Here is a 17,238-nt window from a genome sequence, read left to right as displayed (position 1 = left end):
AAAATTCGACTCAAATGGTTTCATTTAAAGCAATAAAAAGAGGGAAGACGGCTCGTACGAGGCGCCTTCCACTCAACATCAATCCAACGCATCCCTCAAGATGTCGACTTTCTGGAGCAGAAACCGAATCACATCTGCCGAAGTCCGATCGAACGCTTCGACGTTTTCCCGTACCCAATCCTCACGTTCGAACATCGAGCCCTGCAGTGAATGCCAGCGCTCGATACCGTCGCCGGCTTCTGTGGCGTTCACCGATCCCTGCCGTTGCGCCCGGTCCCCTAACCACTGGGTCAGGCTTTCGGGCAACCGCACTGCATGGATCGCGCGGGTCAAGGCCACATACAGGAGGTTGATTTCCTCCGGGTTGTATTGCTTTTCCGGTGGCAGCTGGATAAAGTCATCTAGCATATACACCTGCTCGAACTCCAGGCCTTTTGCACGATGGGCGGTCGTCAAAATGACATCCGCCTTCTCTTTCAGATTGACCTGCGACGCTTTCATGGCTTCGTAGATATGCGGAATCTGGCCTTGGTATTGCTCGACGGTTTTCACCAACGCAGCGATCTCCAGGTCATCGGCCTCCATACCGTATCGCTGGAAGTCCACGAAGCTATTGAACCTGCCGACACTTGGACTTGTGATCCGCGACCGTTCGTCAGCCCAAAGAAAATAGGCATCGAGAACTTTCCCAAAGACATAGCTGTCGAAGCCGCCAATGAAATGCAACTTCACGTCGTCCAGTACCAGCTCCGCCGCACTGCTGAACAAGCCAGCGTTTGTTCTGCCGATGATCGTAAATGGCTTCGAGCGATCGACGGACCAGGCATTACTCATATCGGCGCGGCCCACGATGGCCTTGTCTTCCCCCTTAAAGTCAGCGAGCAGCGCACTTGCGATACCCGCGATCTGCTCACTGAATCGGAACGACTGCGTCAATGCAACGCGAGATTTGGCCTGCACCGTCTCCATCGCGTTGACCGCACGACGAAAGCCATAAATCCCCTGGTGCCGGTCGCCCACCAAAACTTTCTGGCAGTCCTGTCGCATCACCACGTCCAGGGTCACCGGATTGGTATCCTGTGCTTCATCGAGCAAGATAATGTCGAATGCCAGATTCGGATGTTCAAGCGCCCATATCTTCAGATACCCGTCATGCGGCATCTTGATCGGTGAGCGCTTATCCTTCATCGCTGCAAACACTTTGCCGGCGAGTTGCACGATGTCGGCCGCGCCGGCCGGATCCCCCTGCAGCTCCACATCCAGGTGTTCGTCGGAGACCAAGGTATCCGCAGAGCAAAACCAGTTGGCCAAGGTCTGCAATGCATCCTTGGCCCTTTTGGTATTGCACTGGAAAGTCTGGCCAATTTCCCAAGCCTTGGGACTGCCAAGCTTTTCCTGATAACGTTTCCCCACCTGGGTGTATGCCAGGGAATGGGTGGTTCGGCACTGCACATTTTCCGGAAACCGCGAGCAGGCCTCCGATGCGACCGATTTGTTAAAGGCGATGTACAGGATGCGTTTATCCGGCCTGCACTTCGAATACTCAACGAGAGTAGTGGTCTTGCCTGTGCCGGCAAATGCATCGACAGCAAGCAACATGCTGTCGTTTTCCACCACGGATATTTGTTCACGAGTCATTGATGACATAGCATTCTCCTATAGATAAAAAATTGGCCGGGAGAACGCAGTCCCGGATGGGAAGGAGTTCTTCCCGGCCGGGCACATACGTCAGCTACAAACTTGTTAAAAATAGTGCGCAAGTGATTAACTCCAAGCAAAAATGCGCTGGAAAATCATTGAACAAGGAAGGTCAAAAGAGGCTCACATACCTCAAAAAAAACGGTATCGGCCATGCAAGGCGTAGAAGATTTCCTACGCGGGATTTACGTCGGCGACTAACCGAAGTAAAGTTTAAAGAGAACCGGAAGCTGCAAGCTGATCAGGAAACCCACCATTGCCTTGAGCAACGTCGTATCGCTACGAAGCTTCTCAAGCTCGGTTGTCATTTTCAACTGCGAGGTTTCGATCTTCTGCAATAGTGAGGATTCAAGTCTCATCATATCCTCCGGAAATGCAACAGATCTGGACAGAACTTCGGCCATGACCTTTGCGTGAACAGCAGCTTGTACCGCGGGTACACCCGCTTCTTGAAGACGCTCGGAGTACCCTAACGAATCAAATTGAAAGCTTGACATAAAAGCTCCTTTGGTCAGCAAAACTCCCGGAGCGTCGCCCTTAGGGCTGGCCTAAGGAGCGGTGATTGTGGACATGTACCCCGAGCAAAAAGCTGCGCTAGTTTCAGGGGTTGACTAGCTTGCGCCGAATCGAAATTCAGCGTACATCAAAGGTCAGTGTAGTCCCAGTGACCAAAATCGTCCACTACCATGACATGCTACGTTTAAGAAAATCAAACAAGCAACATTGGGTCGGACCTATACACGCTACCGACAAATCCGGATCTACTCGGCCTTGGGAACACGAATGGCATTCGCCATCCTTTTGCTGTCTTCAAGCAGTGCCGTGGTTATTGTGGGAAAGCGGTTAAATAAAAGCGCTTCTGCCAGTTCAATTCGACAGGCGGAGCGCTGCCAGTGCTTCACCCGCAAGTGCAATGGCACCTGGCCCCGTTCATGTTCGTGGGCGGTTTCAGGACCAGGCATCCACACGCCGCTCGGGTACTGCAGGCCGCGCATTTTATGAGCACGGCCGCCGATTTGCAGATATTTGGTGTACTTGCGGAGCTGGTCCATTGACATTCTCATCTCTGCCGCCAGGTCTGTACCTGTGATCTGACCCGCCGCCACGATCAAATTCTCGACGCGTTTTGCTACGCGAGGGCGGACGTCTTCATTTTTCTCGCACTGCACAGCACGTTTTGTCGAACCGCAGCTGGCATCTGGCGCGACGGCCGCACCATGAAAATCATTTGTAATCATTTTCATCACAACCTCCTGTAAACGCTAACTGGCTATCGCGTCAACCATGTTTCCGGATGGACGAGCTCCCAGCCGAGCTGACGCCGAATTTCGTTCTGCGATGGAGGCGGCAACGAAGAACACCGCCGATCCTCCATCCAGCGCCGTACCTGCTCCTTCGTCGGCCGAATCACCGAAACGGGATGCCGACTTGAAAACGTATCCATATCGTTAATCTCCTTTCATCACAAGAAAATCGAAACACCATGACAGGTTTTGCGTCGAGATAACTTCTTGACGCTGCTGCAGAAAAGTCGTTTATGGATTGCCCTGCCGCATGCAGCTAACTTAGCGTGAGGTGGGCATCAGGTCCTTGGAAAAAATGTCATGCAAGGAGCTGTTATGCGCTTGCGATCAACGCGAGCATCTGGTAGCGAACGGATTAAATAAATTACCTTCCACTGAACCGTACGCAGTAAGAAAAGTGAGGAGGCGCTTGGCGCCAAGACTGTGCCGGGAAGATAAGCAACGGAGGTAGCCATGTGCTTCCCTGGAAGAGACGAATGTCTCTTCCAGGAACCCATCTGGGACTGATGCAGTTTGAAATTTGCCTTCTCCGCAGCGGCCAGTGCCAATGAAGATCTGGCGGTGATCGTCATTATGCGACGGTGCTTCTCGGGTCACCCGAATGCGAAGGCCAAGGGTGGCGACAGGTTTGCGCTAGAGAAATCCTAGCAGCAAAGGCTACAGCTCTGGGGGCGGCTGCTGCCCAGTTTTCAGCTTCCAGCGGAACCCGCGGCTTTCGAATGGCGAGCGTGTGGCCGCTTGCGCCGCTGCCATGCGAAAGCCGCGTGGACATAGAGATTGCTCTTGGCCGGATAAAAGGAGTGGGAACTGTGACTGGACCCAGGCTTTAATGCGAAAGCAGCCAGTTCCAGACTGGCTGCAGATGGGACTTTGCTTCGAGACTCCAAACTCGGAGCTCACGATCCATGCCGTCAACTTGCGGGGTTGGCCGGAGCGGATCGCTCATTGCACAAAGACTCCAGGTCCGAAGACCGTACGCGTTCCAGGAGTTGACGCGTTGCAAAGACCCAGTTTTTGATACGTCAAAAACTGGAAAACACGTGGTGAAATCGGTGCCATTCTTTCCATAGCGTACTCTCCTCAAGTCTGCAATGGAAAGAATCCCCTCGTATTGAGGGGATTCGGATCAGACCATAAAAATTGAGTTGCTAAGGTTCTGCATACTCTCAGTTTGAAACTACTCGCGACCACGGGAATTGCTGCGGAACGCTGGTTCCGGAGCGTTGCGGGCCCCCCTGGCTGGCTGACTTGCCACCCCGCCTATGCGTGAAGGGAAAGGCTTAACACTACCAGCTGGCCCGTCCGGCATGGCATCGTCCGGATTATGTTGCTCTTCCATTTGACCATCGTCATCACCGCTACGATCGTCGCCAGCGTCCTGTCCACCATGCAGGTCGGCGGACAAATCATCGGTACGCTCTTCGCGATCGCGTTGAAATACCACAACGTCATCGATCGCAATATGGGTAATAAGGAGAAGGCGCCCTTTGATGACGGCGGCCGGCTCCTGCTCACCTGTTTTACGGCCATGCTCCTTGATATCTCGCAAATAGGCATGCGCATAAGTATCGCCGACGGTGAAGGCGACGAAGATCTTACGACCAGCTTCGCTATCCTTGATCAGCTCCGAGACGAGTTCGATCGCTTCTTGGCCGCTTACCCGCAGATCCATGTAACTATACTGTGGATCGACGATTTGTCCATGCAGTGCATTGATGGCACAGGCCAAAAACGCCTCTGCTTTGCGGCCGCTACCCTTGAGAGTTACCCAACGGATCCGGTTTATATAGCCGCAGCCCTTGGTGTGCAGATCGAAGTACCCTGACGGCTCAGGTGCTTTTTTTTCCTGTACGGCTTGACGCGCCGAACCAGGAGTTTTCGAAGAATTGTTGCGGCTGTTAAATATGTTCAACATGATGATCTCCAGTCAAAAAAAAGCGAAAGGAAGACCATCCGAGCCCCAGGGGATCGAGAAGAGGTCTTCCCGATCGGGGTGGCAGAAGCGCTACAGAGACTCTGATCCCGGCAATGCTGGCCAGGACGTGTGGGTTGCAAGAGTTTGACCCACCGCAGTTGCTCAAGTGCGAGCAAATTCAATATCAACAATAGGACGAGCGGACGACGGTGTCAACCCAATTTTACGCTTGTCTCGCCGACTGCCGCCCACTGCTTTGTAGGTAAGACTGATCGCTAATTTCACTGCCTGTTAGAGAATGCTCGTCAGCGACTTTGCCCTCGCTATTCCCCAGTTCCAGCACAAAGGAACGGATCTTCTCCGCAGCGTTACAGGCTCGAAAAATGGCCTGCGAATCGTCGCGAATGACCTTGATCCAGCTACCAACATAGGCGGCATGCTGGCTCGGGTCATGGCCCAACGCGAGCTCGTCGCCAAGCATCATGCTCGCGATTTCCGCACACAGTTCTTCATATGCATATTCCTGGCTACCAAACGGATGAAAAAGATCACGGCTGAGCCTGGACGGGTGCCCAGACCAGTGCCCCAGTTCATGCGTCGCCACCTCGTAATACTCAACGGCGGAATAGAACTGACAACGCGCCGGCAGGTGTATTACGTCATCGACAACAGCATAGAATGCTCTATCACGCTGGTCATGTTTAATGGTCGCACCGGATTGCTGCAGTATCCGTTCGGCCCTCTCGATTGGATCAAATTCAAGCCGAGCTGGCTGCAGGGGATCTAACCCGCTCACCTGTTCAGCGTTGAAAACCGTTGTAAAGTACATCTTGGGCTTCCGCCCGGCCGGCTGCGGACTATCGGATGCAACACAATCATCGGCATCTTCGGGCGCGGCAACCTCGGAAAAGATCCACCGCCGAATCGCTGTCCCACGCTCGTGTCTTCTGACGCGCGCTCCTTTAAAATTCGCCTGATTGAACGTCATCCACCGTGGATCTTCAAATGGCTGGGCCATGAGATTCAAGGAATTGATACCTTTGTATCTCCGCCCGGAAACAATGTTGTATGGTGCAGTGCCGCGCGAAGATGGTGCCCAAGGCTTTTGCCATGGAGCGGTGCCCCGCTCCAGAAGAGCAATTAATTTCTTCGCGACGTCATCGCAATAGTTGGATCCTTTTTTCATGAAGAACTCCCCAAAAAAATGGCCACGAGAAGTGGCCAGATTGAACAAAGGAAGCACGCAACCGTTCATCCGCCGGGATGGGCAGCAGTGTGCAAATAGGAATGGAAGGTTAAGAGCGGAATGCTCTTGAGATTGAGGGAAACTCCCGTGCGCTGGGCACGTGCAAGGAAACGGGAGCAACTTGCACTTGGTGATCTGAAAAGATCATCATGTAACGATGTTAGGCCAGTCTAAAGTGTATGTCAATCTGGCTCCTGACCGCGTTTGATTACATTTCCGGACAACGAGTTCCAGGGCGCAGCGCAGATACGTCCAGACGGCCCATAGCGACCGCAAGGCACACGCCATGGTGACGGTGGCCCACGTTACAGGTTAGGTGGTGGTAAATTCGGGCCCACACAGCATCTTCTGCATGTGAGCAATCGCAGCCTCGGCTTGCTGTTCGCTGGTCAGGCCACTCAGTGTCAGCTCGACGGCGTACTCGCCTTCGGCATGCCTGACCCAACGCATAGACAGCGTCCAACTAGTAGTGCTCTTTATGGTTTGCTCAGTGGTCACGAACTTTCACTCCAGTTTAGGTAATGTTGGGTCGTCGCTGTCCATAATTAATTTCCCATTAATCGGTAATTGGGCCGCAAACACGCTCCAGGGCCCAAATTTGGGCATTAAGTAGGGCTCTTTCGTACCATGGAAAGGGCACGTCGTCTTGCGCCTGCATGATGTACAAATGGTGGAGATAGCCAGCACGGGCCGTTCCGGTTTTGCGCATTAGCCAACCGGTGGCGTTCATGTAGGTCACGCGAAGGCGGCTCATGATTTGATTTTCTGGTTCAGTTGGTTGGGTTGAGCAAGGTCACTTCAAAACCCTGCGGCCAACCGAGAGGATTCACGCGCATCGCGCCTTCCAAGATCAACTCGGGAGCAACATCGACATGATCCGCATCGGTGCTAGATATCATGACCAGCGCGCAGTTACCGCCCTTTGCCGCGGCGATTAAGTCGGCCACACGCTTCAGTTCCGTGGTCCAATCTTGGACTTGCTTTTTCAAGATGGTTTTTTGTTCAGTTGCGCTAAGTGCCATGATCTTTTCCGGTATCAAATCAGTTCGTCGGCCGGATCAGTTGCCCGGAGTTTTTCCAGCACCTGCTGGTAGTTTGGATGCAGATCCGGCCAACCGGTTCCAGGGCGCAGGGCAGATGCGTCCAAACGGCCCATAGCGACCGCCAGGCGCACGCCAGGAGTCGATGACCCACGGTTGCCATCCAGCCCGCACATGCAACCTCGGCGCCATCCTTGGACTGGTGGCAGGCGAACATGCTCGCACCGAAGTCAGGCCCCATGTTGCGGGTACCCGGACAGCAGTTCACCAGGCCTTCCGCCAAACTTAAATCAAAGTCGGGGATGTCTGTCGCGTCCCGGTTGACGCGCCAGGGGCACGATGGGCAAGGCTTAGAGAGAGTGGTCAGCGTACAAGACGACATAGCGTTTTCCTTACACCACAAGCGCAGTTTCAACTACGTCTGACACCCATTCGCGAGCCGCAACGACTGCTTCCGTGTATGGCTTGCCAAGCATCATGTTGCAGGCCGTAGCGAAGTCCAGCTCGAACTCACGTTCGTCCCACATCACATCGGCCCGCTGCTGCATCTGATCTTCGGACAGATTTTTCACGAATTTTGCTCGCCCGGTTAGCTTGTCTGGTTTGGCGGAGATGCCCATGAAGTTATCGAACTCAATATGAAGGCATAGAACTCAGCATCGCTCATGTCAGTGCAATCTACCCACGATGGCGAGCACAGCTGAACTTCTGCTGGGTGAACCCAAGTTGAGCCAGGACCGTCTGGATTAACCATGTAACGGTATTCTTTATCTTTAAGGGTATCTGTCATGACTCTCTCCTATTTTGCCGCGCTTGCGCTTCCGTACAAAACAGTATGGATGCCTATTTTGACACTTTCAAATATGGATCTGTAGATTCCAATCGGCGTGTCCGAGCATCAACTAACACTCCCTCACATCTATTCTCAGAACCTTCACAGGAATTTCAAACAGTCGCACCTGCCGCGATGGCTGGCAGCCCTGCGCGCGTCTGGCATTGGTCGTGATCATGCTGCCGGTGTATTCAAAGTCCACCTTCTGCAACTGGTCGGCATCGATGTCGACGGCTGGCAGGCGGCGTTGGAAACGGTGCAGGAGCAGGTACGCCAGTGCCAGGCCCATGACGGCATGTTGTCGCAGCGGTACGCGTCAAGGCAGTCGGCCGCGTCGCTGTCGGCCGAGCTGGCGCAGACGACGAAAGCCCTGGCCCGGCTGCAGGGCGCGTACCAGGAGGAACAGATCACGGTGGCCACCCTGCGGTCAAGCAACGCCGACATGGAACAGAGCCTGGCCGACCGGGCGTTTGAAACCAAGGCGCTGGGTGAGCAGCTGGCCCAGGCGCGCGTCCAGTTCGAACACTTCCAGGAAACGATCGCGACGCAACGCTTGGACGGTCGGCGGGCGTTCGATAGGCACGCCGGCCGGCTGGAGCATGACTTAGCCAGCGCCCAGCAGCAGCTGGGCCAGCTGCGCCACGAGCTTCCGGCACGCGTCGACGACGCAGGCGCGGCGCGGGAAGAACTCGCCACGGTGCTGGCCAAGCGGGCGCAGCTGACGCGCCGTTTGGCCGAGGCCGAGGAAAGAAAGCGCTGAAGCGGTCGCGGCCAAGCTTGAACGGACTGCCCAGGACGCGATCAAGGCGCGCAAGGCGCTGGCGGCGTAGCAGGGCCAGGCGGGGCAGCTTGTCGGCGTCAGCGCCGAACGCGACCAGCTGGCCCAGGAGAATGCGGCGCTGCGGGAACGCGCGCTCGCTGGCGCCCTGCGCATTCCGCTCCCCTAACGATTAACCGTGCCTCACCCGCCGATCGTCGGCGGAAGCAGCTTACGCGTAAGCGTCGTTTCTTTCCGCCAGCGCCACCCGCTGCCATTCGGAGGTTCTGTTAGGTGCTCTAAGCCGTTCAGCGACCTCAGCCGCGGGGTGGCTGCGATCAACCACCTGCTTGACCGCAGCGATCTTAAATTCTTCCGTGTAACGCTTACCACTCATGATTTCTCCTTTGCCTAAATTATGGCTCAGGAGTGCCCACATAGGTCGGGCGATTCAATGGAACATTTGAGACATTTAGATAGATTTAAAGTACCGTCAGACTAAGATTACGCACAGAGATCAAAATAAATTTTGAAAATATCTAAAATATCTCTTGACATTATCAAGAAGTAAATCAATACTTTATCCACTTTGTTAATTAATAATTATAAAAATTCTACTAATTAAATGTGAAAATGGGTTATTTCTAATCACAATAAATTCCGTATGATATTTTATAGATATATTTTTTGCCATCATCCAGAATATTCAATTTTTATAGTTATTTAAAATTAATACTAGTGCATTGCAGCCTGTTTTTTGTAAAAATACAGATTTAACGAAACCATCTCATAGTCTGCTAATCAATTCAAACTAACGGAAAAATGGTCGAGCGAAATCCCGAACCAACGATGGCACTTTCAGCCGATTTTGTGCAATTTTTTTGTCTTTCTACAACCAAGAAAGACGGGCCACGGGATTCAGTAACCGGAACGCGCCTATGGACTAGCACAAAATTGGCGAAGGCTAACATTGAAAAAACTGTGCAGTATTCTTGGCAAAGCCACAAAAGCGCGTTTCACGATTGCAGAAAATATTCTTGATGACAAAAAATTAATGGCCTACTCTATTTAGCGAAACAAACCGAACGATATCAATGTCGGATTGAATTAACTAGAAGAATATAATTAATATTTTTTCCCGCATATAATTTATCATTTTTATTACATAACAAAAATGCACAAAAATAATATTTTCAATAATATTAAATGGATAAATATATGAAACATAAATATAACAAGATATACTTTTTCATAAATTTCAAAAAAAAACATTTTGCCCATTCATTTATTTTTATTCTGTCACTTATTGCAATAAACCCTGCACTTTCCAACACCTGTTCGTGGAATAATGTTTCGAATTCTACCTCGGCAACACATACTGTCGTAACGCAAGTTATTGCTACTCAAGCACAAATAGATTCTTTTTTACCAGTTCCCGACGCAATTTTAAATTGCGGTAGTTACATACAACGTATAAGCAATAAGTATGTCATGAGAGAACCCGTAGGTGGTGACGATGTCGAGCACTATGCGTCGCTGGCGCCGGCCTATCCATTCACACAGGCAGGTCGGCTCGGCGGTTTTGAACCATACGGTTGCGGGCGTCAAGCTGATTCTTCTGGAAATATAATAATTAAATTTCGTCAAGAAATTCTAGGGGGAAATCATTTTCCTACTTTTGAAGCGTTGGCCATGCACTATGTGTGGGGCTTGGCGTGCCCCAATTGGGATGCTCCAGGCTGGCGCCCACTATATTTCTTCAAAGAATTTACAATGTCTCCTGAGGCTGATGTTTTGACTTTCGAAGGAACGACCGTGCCAGGAGAATTAGAATTTGCTTCGATAGGCATGCATGATTTGCCCATTAATGATACCCATGGTTACATAACAACAACAACGACAACAACCTATACTCAGCGCTGTACTGCACCACGTGTGGCGAATGGTCCAATATGTGAGCTTCCGCCCAATACGGCAGACCCTAAAAAAAACCTCAGTGATTCTTGCAATGATGTAGGCGATCCTTGCAATGCTTGTACCGGCAATATGCACGAGCGTGAAACAGATTATATTGGAATTGGTCCATTCCCACTGCGTGCCGAACGTACCTACAACAGCGGTTTCGTTGAGCCATCGCATTGGGGGGGGCAATGGCGAGGTAGCTATGATCGCTCGCTGCTATTCTTTACCGATGGATCGATTAGTACCGTTACGCTCGTGCGTGGCGATGGCAAACAATATTATTTCAATTTATCCGGCTCTTCTTGGGTGGGGGACTCGGATGTCGTCGGAAGTTTGGTTAGCGTTCCCGCTGCCGGCAGCGAACCAACCGGTTGGATTTATAAAAATGAAGCGGAAGAGACTGAAGTCTACGATGCGGTCGGCAAGCTTATATCAATCGCTAACCGTGCAGGCTTGAAACAGAATCTGACTTACAACTATTGTGCGACAACTATATGTTCACCGGCCGAGGCGACGTTATTTTCAGTGGTTGATCCGGCAGGCCGGTCTCTCATCTTCACCTATGACACATCCAAGCATGTTACGTCTATGAGGGATCCCAATGGTGGAATTTATTACTACGGCTATAGCGATAGATCTATAGACGCAAATCTAACTTATGTTCGCCCCGCAGGAGGCAACGTGCGCGCATATCTTTATGCTGAGGCCCCACATGTATCGGATAATCCGGCTGCTGGTGTGAGTTTTAAAAACACGCTCACCGGTATTTACGACGATAACAGCGCGTATCGGTTCAGCACCTGGAACTATGATGACCAAGGTAGGGTGATTTCATCCGAGCTTGGTGAGGGAATTGAAAAAGTGATGCTGACCTATAACTCGGACGGCACTACCACTGTTGTAGATAGTTTGAATACCGCGCGAAACTATAGCTACAGTAACGTGATCGGTGTGACGAAAAACACCGGATCTACGCGGCCAGCCGGAGTCGGTTCCGCTACTGCGGTAACGGCTTTGACCTATGACGCCAACGGCAACGTGGCGTCACGCACCGATTTCAACGGCAATCTGAACACGTATGTCTACAACCTGACGCGCAACTTAGAAACGCGCAGGACGGAGGCGGTCGGCTCCCAATCCACCCAAGTTAAGGAGCAAGCCCGCGCAATTGCTGGCAATTCAATGAAATAGTGCTTGACGTGGCACTGGCTTTGCGCGGCCGCCGCCTTGCTGACCTCTCTTTTTTCGACAGCGGCAAGGCGGCGGCCAATGAAAGTCTTTTGATCTTCATTGGCCCTTCATGTCGCTCGCTTCCTTGCTGTCCGATTTCTCCGACCATCTTCAATCCGACCAGTTCCGTCTTATCGCCCGCCATCCTGATCATCCGACAGCGTTTCAACGGCGCCGCAAACTGCCGCTACCGTCCTTGGTGGCGCTCATGCTCACCGGCATGCGCAAGAGCGTGCAAACCGAACTTGATGAATTCTTTGGCCATCTGCAACAGCAGGCGCAACTGACGCACCAGGTGAGCGCCCAGGCTTTCGCTCAGGCACGCTCGAAACTTGCTACCACGGCCATGCCAGAGCTTAACGACTGGCTCATTGCTCAAGCACAGCAGCATGGCTACCTGCCGCGCTGGCACGGTTTCAGGCTGGTCGCCGCTGACGCCTCGACCGTTCGCTTTGGCTTGCGCGCCAGCCATGTCAAACGTGCCGCCGTGGCCGATCAGCTGGTGTTTGGCTTGTTTCTGCCCGGTGCCGAATTGATGCTCTCGGCCTCGCTATACAGCACCGACGTCGGTGAACGCCAGATGCTGTTCGAACAGCTCGACCGGCTTGGCAAGGATGATCTGCTGTTGCTCGACCGAGGCTACCCGTGCTATTGGATGCCTGCCGTATTGAACCAGCGCCGCATTGCCTTCTGCATGCGTGTCGAACAGGCGCGCGGTGGCGGCTTTCCCTGCGTCAATCAGTTTCTGAAGTCGGGGCTGCAGGAGCAGATCGTCACTCTGCGGGCGCCGGATCGACGCGATGCGCTTGACTATGAATGTCTCATTGCGCCGCAGACCGTGCGCCTGATACGCCACGTTGCCTCGACCGGCAAGGTGCGTGTTCTGATGACCAATTTACTGGACGTTGAACAATTCCCTGCCGCATTGTTCGGAGACCTCTACCACCAACGCTGGCGCATCGAGGAAGCCTTCAAGCGCCTCAAACACCGCCTCCATCTGGAGCACGTGACGGGACTATCACAGCAGGCCCTGATGCAGGATCTGGCCGCCAAGGTACTATGCGATAACCTGCAGGCGTTGGCGAGCTGTGCCGCCGGCCAGCAAGATGCATTGCCGACGGACAGACGCATCAACCGCGCCTATGTCCATTCGGTGCTCAAGCCGCTCTTGCCATCGTTGCTGCTTGGGCTGGCGGCAGCCCACTTGCTTGCCGACGCGCTGACTCTGATCGCCAAGCGAACGTTTCTACATCGCCCAGGACAATCAAGGTCACGGCAAACCAACGCCTACAAGCCACATAAATACATGGCCTACAAGGCTGCTTGATGGCAAGCCTGTTGCTTAACTTGGGTGGATTGGGTCGGCTCCGCACTGGTCAGGACGGTTTCGACGAACTGGCATGCTGCCTTCCGCTTGCCCACCAAGATCGCCGAGCCGAAACGCATCACCACGTTTACGTATGACGCATCTGGATATTTATTGTCGAAGTCCGTGCAAGCGACGTCCGATGAGAATGGCAGCCAGGGTTTCTCCGCACCGGCCATGGGGAACGCGCGGACTTGGTCGTATAGCTACAATCAGTTTGGGCAAATGTTAACTGCCACGGGCCCCCGCAGCGACGCTCTGGATATCACCACCTACGCTTATTACCCCAGCAGCAATTCGTCGGTGATGACCAGCGCCGTTCGCGAAGCCGCTATTCAGCCAGTTCCGCAAAAGATCACTATTGTTGGCCGCCAAGCCGCGTCACTGTCAAAATCGCTGACCGCTAACGCGGCTCCTCCGACCGTGTCACTGTCAACAAATCTGCTGAGTGTGACAAATGCGGCCGGCCAGATTACGACCCTGTCCAATTACGACGGGAACGGCCGCCCCGGCCTGATAGTCGGTCCCAATGGGGTGAGCATTGCTTTCACCTATAATCCACGCGGCTGGATTGAGTCAACGAGCATCAGCAGCGCCAACGGCGAGCCGGCATTGGCCACCACCTACAACTACGACTACGTCGGCCAATTAATTGGAGTGATTGCCCCCGACGGCGCTACGCTCACCTATAGATACGATGCTGGGCACCGCTTGACTGACGTCGCTGACAACCAAGGAAACACGATCCACTACACGCTTGACAACATGGGTAACCGTACAGTGGAGACGGTGAAGGATATAAACCTCACGCTGACGCGACAGACGACTCGCGTATTTGACGCACTGAACCGCTTAAACGTCATAACCGGTGGCACACAATGAATCTTATGATCTCAATATCTTCAATATCCAGGTCACTCGTGATTCGACGCCCGTTTGCCGTGCGCGCCATTCGCTGCGCAACTCTATTTTCGCTGATTTACACCCCTATTTTGGGCAGCGTGAACGCCGTCGCCCAGACAGTTCAGAATACGACCACCAGTTACAGATATGATGCCGGCGGCAACCTGACCACAGTCACAGACCCTATAGGCAAAGTGATTAACCTGAGTTACGACGCGCTCAATCGACTCAAGCAGCAAGACCATCCGCCGGCGATAGTTGGCGCCACCCGTCCCACTGTGAATTACGGCTACGACGGCCTCGACCAGATCAGCTCCGTGACTGATCCGCGCAATGTGACGACTACATACACGGTCGATGGTTTGGGCAACCGTAGCGCTCAAGCCAGCCATGACACCGGAGTCACAATCAACACCTATGACGAGGCGGGCAATGTCAAGACCCGCACCGACGCCCGCGGCAAGGTGCTCACCTACCGCTACGACGTGCTCAACCGTCTAGTCAGTATCATCGACTCCACGGGCGTCAGCGATATCTTCGAATACGACGGCGGTGCCAGTCCGGTACCGTCGGCAATCGGCCAGTTGACGAAGATGAGCGATGAGTCGGGCAGCACGGTATTCTCCTACGATGGATTCGGCCGCCTTGCTAGTAAGACCCAGAATGTCATCGCGGGTTCTTATCACCATGCCCTCACAGTATCCTATCTCTACGGACAAAGTGGCAGCGCCGCCGGCAAACTGATTAGTATGACCTACCCGAGCGGTAATCAGCTCAACTACAGCTACGACGCGGCTGGCCAGGTCAGCGGCATCGCGCTAAATCCGGTCAACGCCAACGGCATCGCTACGAACACGGAAAGCAATATCGCTCTGTTGGGCGCCATCGCTTATGTGCCATTTGGTGGGGTGACCGGCTGGCAATGGGGCGCGGGGCCGACCGGCTACGCCAGGACCTATGATCTTGATGGACGGGTGGCCAGCTACAACCTCGGTGACCCGGTAACGACCGGCGTCCTGCGCACGTTGAGCTATGACGCGGCCAGCCGCATCACCGCCTTTACCCATGCTGGCGCCAGCACCATGCCATCACCAGCTAGTTTGGATCAAACCTTCAGCTACGACGACTTGAACCGGCTGGCGGGCTTTACGGCCAGCACCACTAACGGGGCGTATCAATACGATCTAAGCGGCAACCGGACCGGCGCCACCTTTGGCGTGGCCAATTACGTCAACACCGTCGATGCATCGAGCAACCGGTTAGCCGCCACTACCGGCCCGCTGCCGGCGAAGACCAACAGCTACGACGCCAACGGTAACCTGCTTGGCGACGGCACCACGAGCTACCTCTATAATACTCGCAACCGAATGTACAGCGCCAAGGTGAGCGGCGTGATAGTGACACAGTTATTCAACGGCTTCGGTCAGCGCGTGCAGAACAACAATTACGGCAGCACGTATGTGTACGACGAGCAAGGACATCTGATCGGCGAATATGACACGACCACGGGTAACATGACGCGCGAAACCGTGTACCTGGGCGACCTGCCGGTGGCGGTGCTGAACCAGACCATCACGGGGACAGCGCCGGTCACTACAACGAATGTGTATAATATTTACCCGGATCACATCGGCACACCTCGCCTAATCACCCGAGCGACGGATGGCAAGATCGTCTGGCGATGGGACAATGGTGACCCGTTCGGACTGATTCAGCCGAATCAAAATCCGAGTGGGCTTGGCACCTTCACATTCAATCTGCGCATGCCGGGCCAGTATTATGATCGTGATACGAACCTGTTTTACAACATGTTCAGGGATTACGATCCGCAGATAGGGCGATATATCCAGAGCGATCCGATTGGACTTGGCGGTGGCATCAATACCTATATTTATGCGTTGGGAAACCCAGTAAAATACACGGACCCTACCGGTCGATTTGTTCCTCTCGTGTTTGCTGGCGTCTGCGCTGCTGGCGGATGTGAAGCGCTTTTCGCAGCGGCAGCGACAGGAGCCGTTTGGTGGGGCCTCAACCATAACAAGTTGAAGGGTCCGATTCGCAATGATTCCAAGGACGAGAAAGTTTGTCCACCCCGACCGGATTTTGATTGGAATGATCCGTCAGTCCCGCCAAAAGGCCCAGATGGCGTGGAATGGCCATGGCGTGGACCGGATGCTCCGGGAGGGGCTCTAGGGGGGTATGTGAACCCGAGTAACCCCGACCAAAGTGCTCATCCAGACTTAAATCATGGTGCGCCAGTGGGTCCACACTGGGACTTCACGGATCGAAAACAAGGCGGCTGGCGCATATTTCCCGACGGTTCGGTAAGGCCTAAATGATGGATAAGATAGTCTCAGAATCGTTACCAGTCGATGTGGCGTTTAAATACGTCCAAGAAGTTTTTCGCGTTGGGGGAGCGAGCGGAAATGGCTCAGAGGATTATAAACTGGCGGCAGAGAACATATTTGCCCTAGTGCCGGAAGGTACTGATAGTGGCCAACTCCTTGATTTTCATCAAGGTGGCATTTTGGCCCCGCTGCCGAAAATTTCGGACGGCCGCACATCCGTTCAATTCGTGCCCTCTACGGTCATGATGGCGGCAGAAATTGTGCACAAACAATTGGCACTATGCAAACACCCGAGGTTATGGCTACATGAAGCGCTTCTAACGAAAGAGCAACTAGTGGCAAAGAACTTGCCGCATGTCTCCGTTGAAGGAGCGATTTACCTTGTGTATGCCGGCGACTTAGGAGCGAGCCGTATTGCAGAGCTATTTCAATACAGCCTATTGAGCTGGCATTTTCTTGCTTTTGTCATAGACAGCACGAGCAACCCTGAGTCTGTCGCTGAACTTATTCGTGCCGCCAAGTTTATTTTGGTTGGTGCATACGATGGCGAGAGTTTTTTGTACCTGAAAGGCCCTCACGCAAGCTGATGGTCTTTGCCGATATTTAGGGACTGAGGGGAAATTCCAATATTGGAACG

14 protein-coding genes and 1 pseudogene are annotated in these 17,238 nt (G+C 53.3%); 6 read left to right on the top strand and 9 right to left on the bottom strand.

What is annotated here, in order from left to right; all coding sequences use genetic code 11:
* Nucleotides 1-78: 78 nt before the first annotated feature.
* The 8 genes from ACP7DW_RS22505 to ACP7DW_RS22470 all read right to left on the bottom strand — a co-directional run bounded on the left by ACP7DW_RS22505 (nt 79) and on the right by ACP7DW_RS22470 (nt 7,823).
* Nucleotides 79-1,647 (bottom strand): UvrD-helicase domain-containing protein, encoded by a 1,569-nt coding sequence (locus ACP7DW_RS22505; protein ID WP_081344999.1) that lies wholly within the window; start codon nt 1,645-1,647, stop codon nt 79-81.
* A 248-nt stretch (nt 1,648-1,895) separates the two neighbouring features.
* Nucleotides 1,896-2,195, bottom strand: a complete 300-nt coding sequence (locus ACP7DW_RS22500; protein ID WP_071080271.1) for a hypothetical protein — start codon at nt 2,193-2,195, stop codon at nt 1,896-1,898.
* A 264-nt stretch (nt 2,196-2,459) separates the two neighbouring features.
* Nucleotides 2,460-2,942, bottom strand: coding sequence for a hypothetical protein (locus ACP7DW_RS22495; RefSeq protein ID WP_071080273.1), 483 nt, complete (start codon nt 2,940-2,942; stop codon nt 2,460-2,462).
* A gap of 1,237 nt (nt 2,943-4,179) precedes the next feature.
* Complete coding sequence (locus ACP7DW_RS22490) at nt 4,180-4,917, bottom strand: DUF3577 domain-containing protein (protein WP_081345000.1); 738 nt, start codon at nt 4,915-4,917, stop codon at nt 4,180-4,182.
* Nucleotides 4,918-5,140: 223 nt separating this feature from the next.
* Nucleotides 5,141-6,103 (bottom strand): ArdC family protein, encoded by a 963-nt coding sequence (locus ACP7DW_RS22485; RefSeq protein ID WP_170840589.1) that lies wholly within the window; start codon nt 6,101-6,103, stop codon nt 5,141-5,143.
* A 372-nt stretch (nt 6,104-6,475) separates the two neighbouring features.
* Entirely contained in the window at nt 6,476-6,613 is a 138-nt protein-coding gene (locus tag ACP7DW_RS22480) for a hypothetical protein (RefSeq protein ID WP_170840590.1), read from the bottom strand.
* Nucleotides 6,614-6,933: 320 nt separating this feature from the next.
* On the bottom strand, nt 6,934-7,185 hold the full coding sequence (locus ACP7DW_RS22475; protein ID WP_071080283.1) for a hypothetical protein: 252 nt from the start codon (nt 7,183-7,185) through the stop codon (nt 6,934-6,936).
* A gap of 410 nt (nt 7,186-7,595) precedes the next feature.
* A complete protein-coding gene (locus ACP7DW_RS22470; protein WP_071080286.1) occupies nt 7,596-7,823 on the bottom strand; it encodes a hypothetical protein in 228 nt (75 codons plus the stop codon).
* 267 nt (nt 7,824-8,090) lie between these two features.
* On the opposite strand from ACP7DW_RS22470, the gene ACP7DW_RS22465 reads away from it, so the two are divergent.
* Complete coding sequence (locus ACP7DW_RS22465; RefSeq protein ID WP_139174857.1) at nt 8,091-8,795, top strand: hypothetical protein; 705 nt, start codon at nt 8,091-8,093, stop codon at nt 8,793-8,795.
* 298 nt (nt 8,796-9,093) lie between these two features.
* Here the strand turns inward: ACP7DW_RS22465 and ACP7DW_RS22460 are convergent.
* Nucleotides 9,094-9,189, bottom strand: a pseudogene (locus ACP7DW_RS22460) (transposase); the annotation flags it as partial.
* A gap of 821 nt (nt 9,190-10,010) precedes the next feature.
* Between ACP7DW_RS22460 and ACP7DW_RS22455 the strand changes: the two are divergent.
* The 5 genes from ACP7DW_RS22455 to ACP7DW_RS22435 all read left to right on the top strand — a co-directional run bounded on the left by ACP7DW_RS22455 (nt 10,011) and on the right by ACP7DW_RS22435 (nt 17,188).
* Nucleotides 10,011-11,945 carry a DUF6531 domain-containing protein gene (locus ACP7DW_RS22455; protein ID WP_426056756.1) on the top strand — a complete coding sequence of 645 codons (1,935 nt, stop codon included), beginning with the start codon at nt 10,011-10,013 and terminating at the stop codon, nt 11,943-11,945.
* A gap of 109 nt (nt 11,946-12,054) precedes the next feature.
* On the top strand, nt 12,055-13,311 hold the full coding sequence (locus ACP7DW_RS22450; protein WP_139174861.1) for an IS4 family transposase: 1,257 nt from the start codon (nt 12,055-12,057) through the stop codon (nt 13,309-13,311).
* A gap of 87 nt (nt 13,312-13,398) precedes the next feature.
* A complete protein-coding gene (locus ACP7DW_RS22445; RefSeq protein WP_139174863.1) occupies nt 13,399-14,232 on the top strand; it encodes an RHS repeat protein in 834 nt (277 codons plus the stop codon).
* Nucleotides 14,233-14,270: 38 nt separating this feature from the next.
* Entirely contained in the window at nt 14,271-16,592 is a 2,322-nt protein-coding gene (locus tag ACP7DW_RS22440; protein WP_170840591.1) for an RHS repeat-associated core domain-containing protein, read from the top strand.
* Nucleotides 16,592-17,188: a hypothetical protein gene (locus tag ACP7DW_RS22435; protein ID WP_426085172.1), complete on the top strand. Its 597-nt coding sequence runs from the start codon at nt 16,592-16,594 to the stop codon at nt 17,186-17,188. The genes ACP7DW_RS22440 and ACP7DW_RS22435 overlap by 1 nt, the downstream gene beginning before the upstream one ends.
* Nucleotides 17,189-17,238: the final 50 nt, after the last annotated feature.

Source organism: Janthinobacterium sp. PSRC1-1, assembly GCF_049897525.1.
GTDB lineage: Bacteria > Pseudomonadota > Gammaproteobacteria > Burkholderiales > Burkholderiaceae_D > Janthinobacterium > Janthinobacterium tructae.
The sequence above is the reverse complement of the archived record's forward strand: the minus strand, read 5'-3'. Positions and strand labels throughout refer to the sequence as shown.

What these genes read in the sequence shown, in the direction of transcription:
- ACP7DW_RS22505 (WP_081344999.1), bottom strand. Translation starts at nt 1,647, where the DNA reads ATGTCATCAATGACTCGTGAACAAATATCCGTGGTGGAAAACGACAGC.
- ACP7DW_RS22455 (WP_426056756.1), top strand. Translation starts at nt 10,011, where the DNA reads ATGAAACATAAATATAACAAGATATACTTTTTCATAAATTTCAAAAAA.
- ACP7DW_RS22435 (WP_426085172.1), top strand. Translation starts at nt 16,592, where the DNA reads ATGGATAAGATAGTCTCAGAATCGTTACCAGTCGATGTGGCGTTTAAA.
- ACP7DW_RS22450 (WP_139174861.1), top strand. Translation starts at nt 12,055, where the DNA reads ATGTCGCTCGCTTCCTTGCTGTCCGATTTCTCCGACCATCTTCAATCC.
- ACP7DW_RS22470 (WP_071080286.1), bottom strand. Translation starts at nt 7,823, where the DNA reads ATGGGCATCTCCGCCAAACCAGACAAGCTAACCGGGCGAGCAAAATTC.
- ACP7DW_RS22475 (WP_071080283.1), bottom strand. Translation starts at nt 7,185, where the DNA reads ATGGCACTTAGCGCAACTGAACAAAAAACCATCTTGAAAAAGCAAGTC.
- ACP7DW_RS22480 (WP_170840590.1), bottom strand. Translation starts at nt 6,613, where the DNA reads ATGCGTTGGGTCAGGCATGCCGAAGGCGAGTACGCCGTCGAGCTGACA.
- ACP7DW_RS22495 (WP_071080273.1), bottom strand. Translation starts at nt 2,942, where the DNA reads ATGAAAATGATTACAAATGATTTTCATGGTGCGGCCGTCGCGCCAGAT.
- ACP7DW_RS22490 (WP_081345000.1), bottom strand. Translation starts at nt 4,917, where the DNA reads ATGTTGAACATATTTAACAGCCGCAACAATTCTTCGAAAACTCCTGGT.
- ACP7DW_RS22500 (WP_071080271.1), bottom strand. Translation starts at nt 2,195, where the DNA reads ATGTCAAGCTTTCAATTTGATTCGTTAGGGTACTCCGAGCGTCTTCAA.
- ACP7DW_RS22485 (WP_170840589.1), bottom strand. Translation starts at nt 6,103, where the DNA reads ATGAAAAAAGGATCCAACTATTGCGATGACGTCGCGAAGAAATTAATT.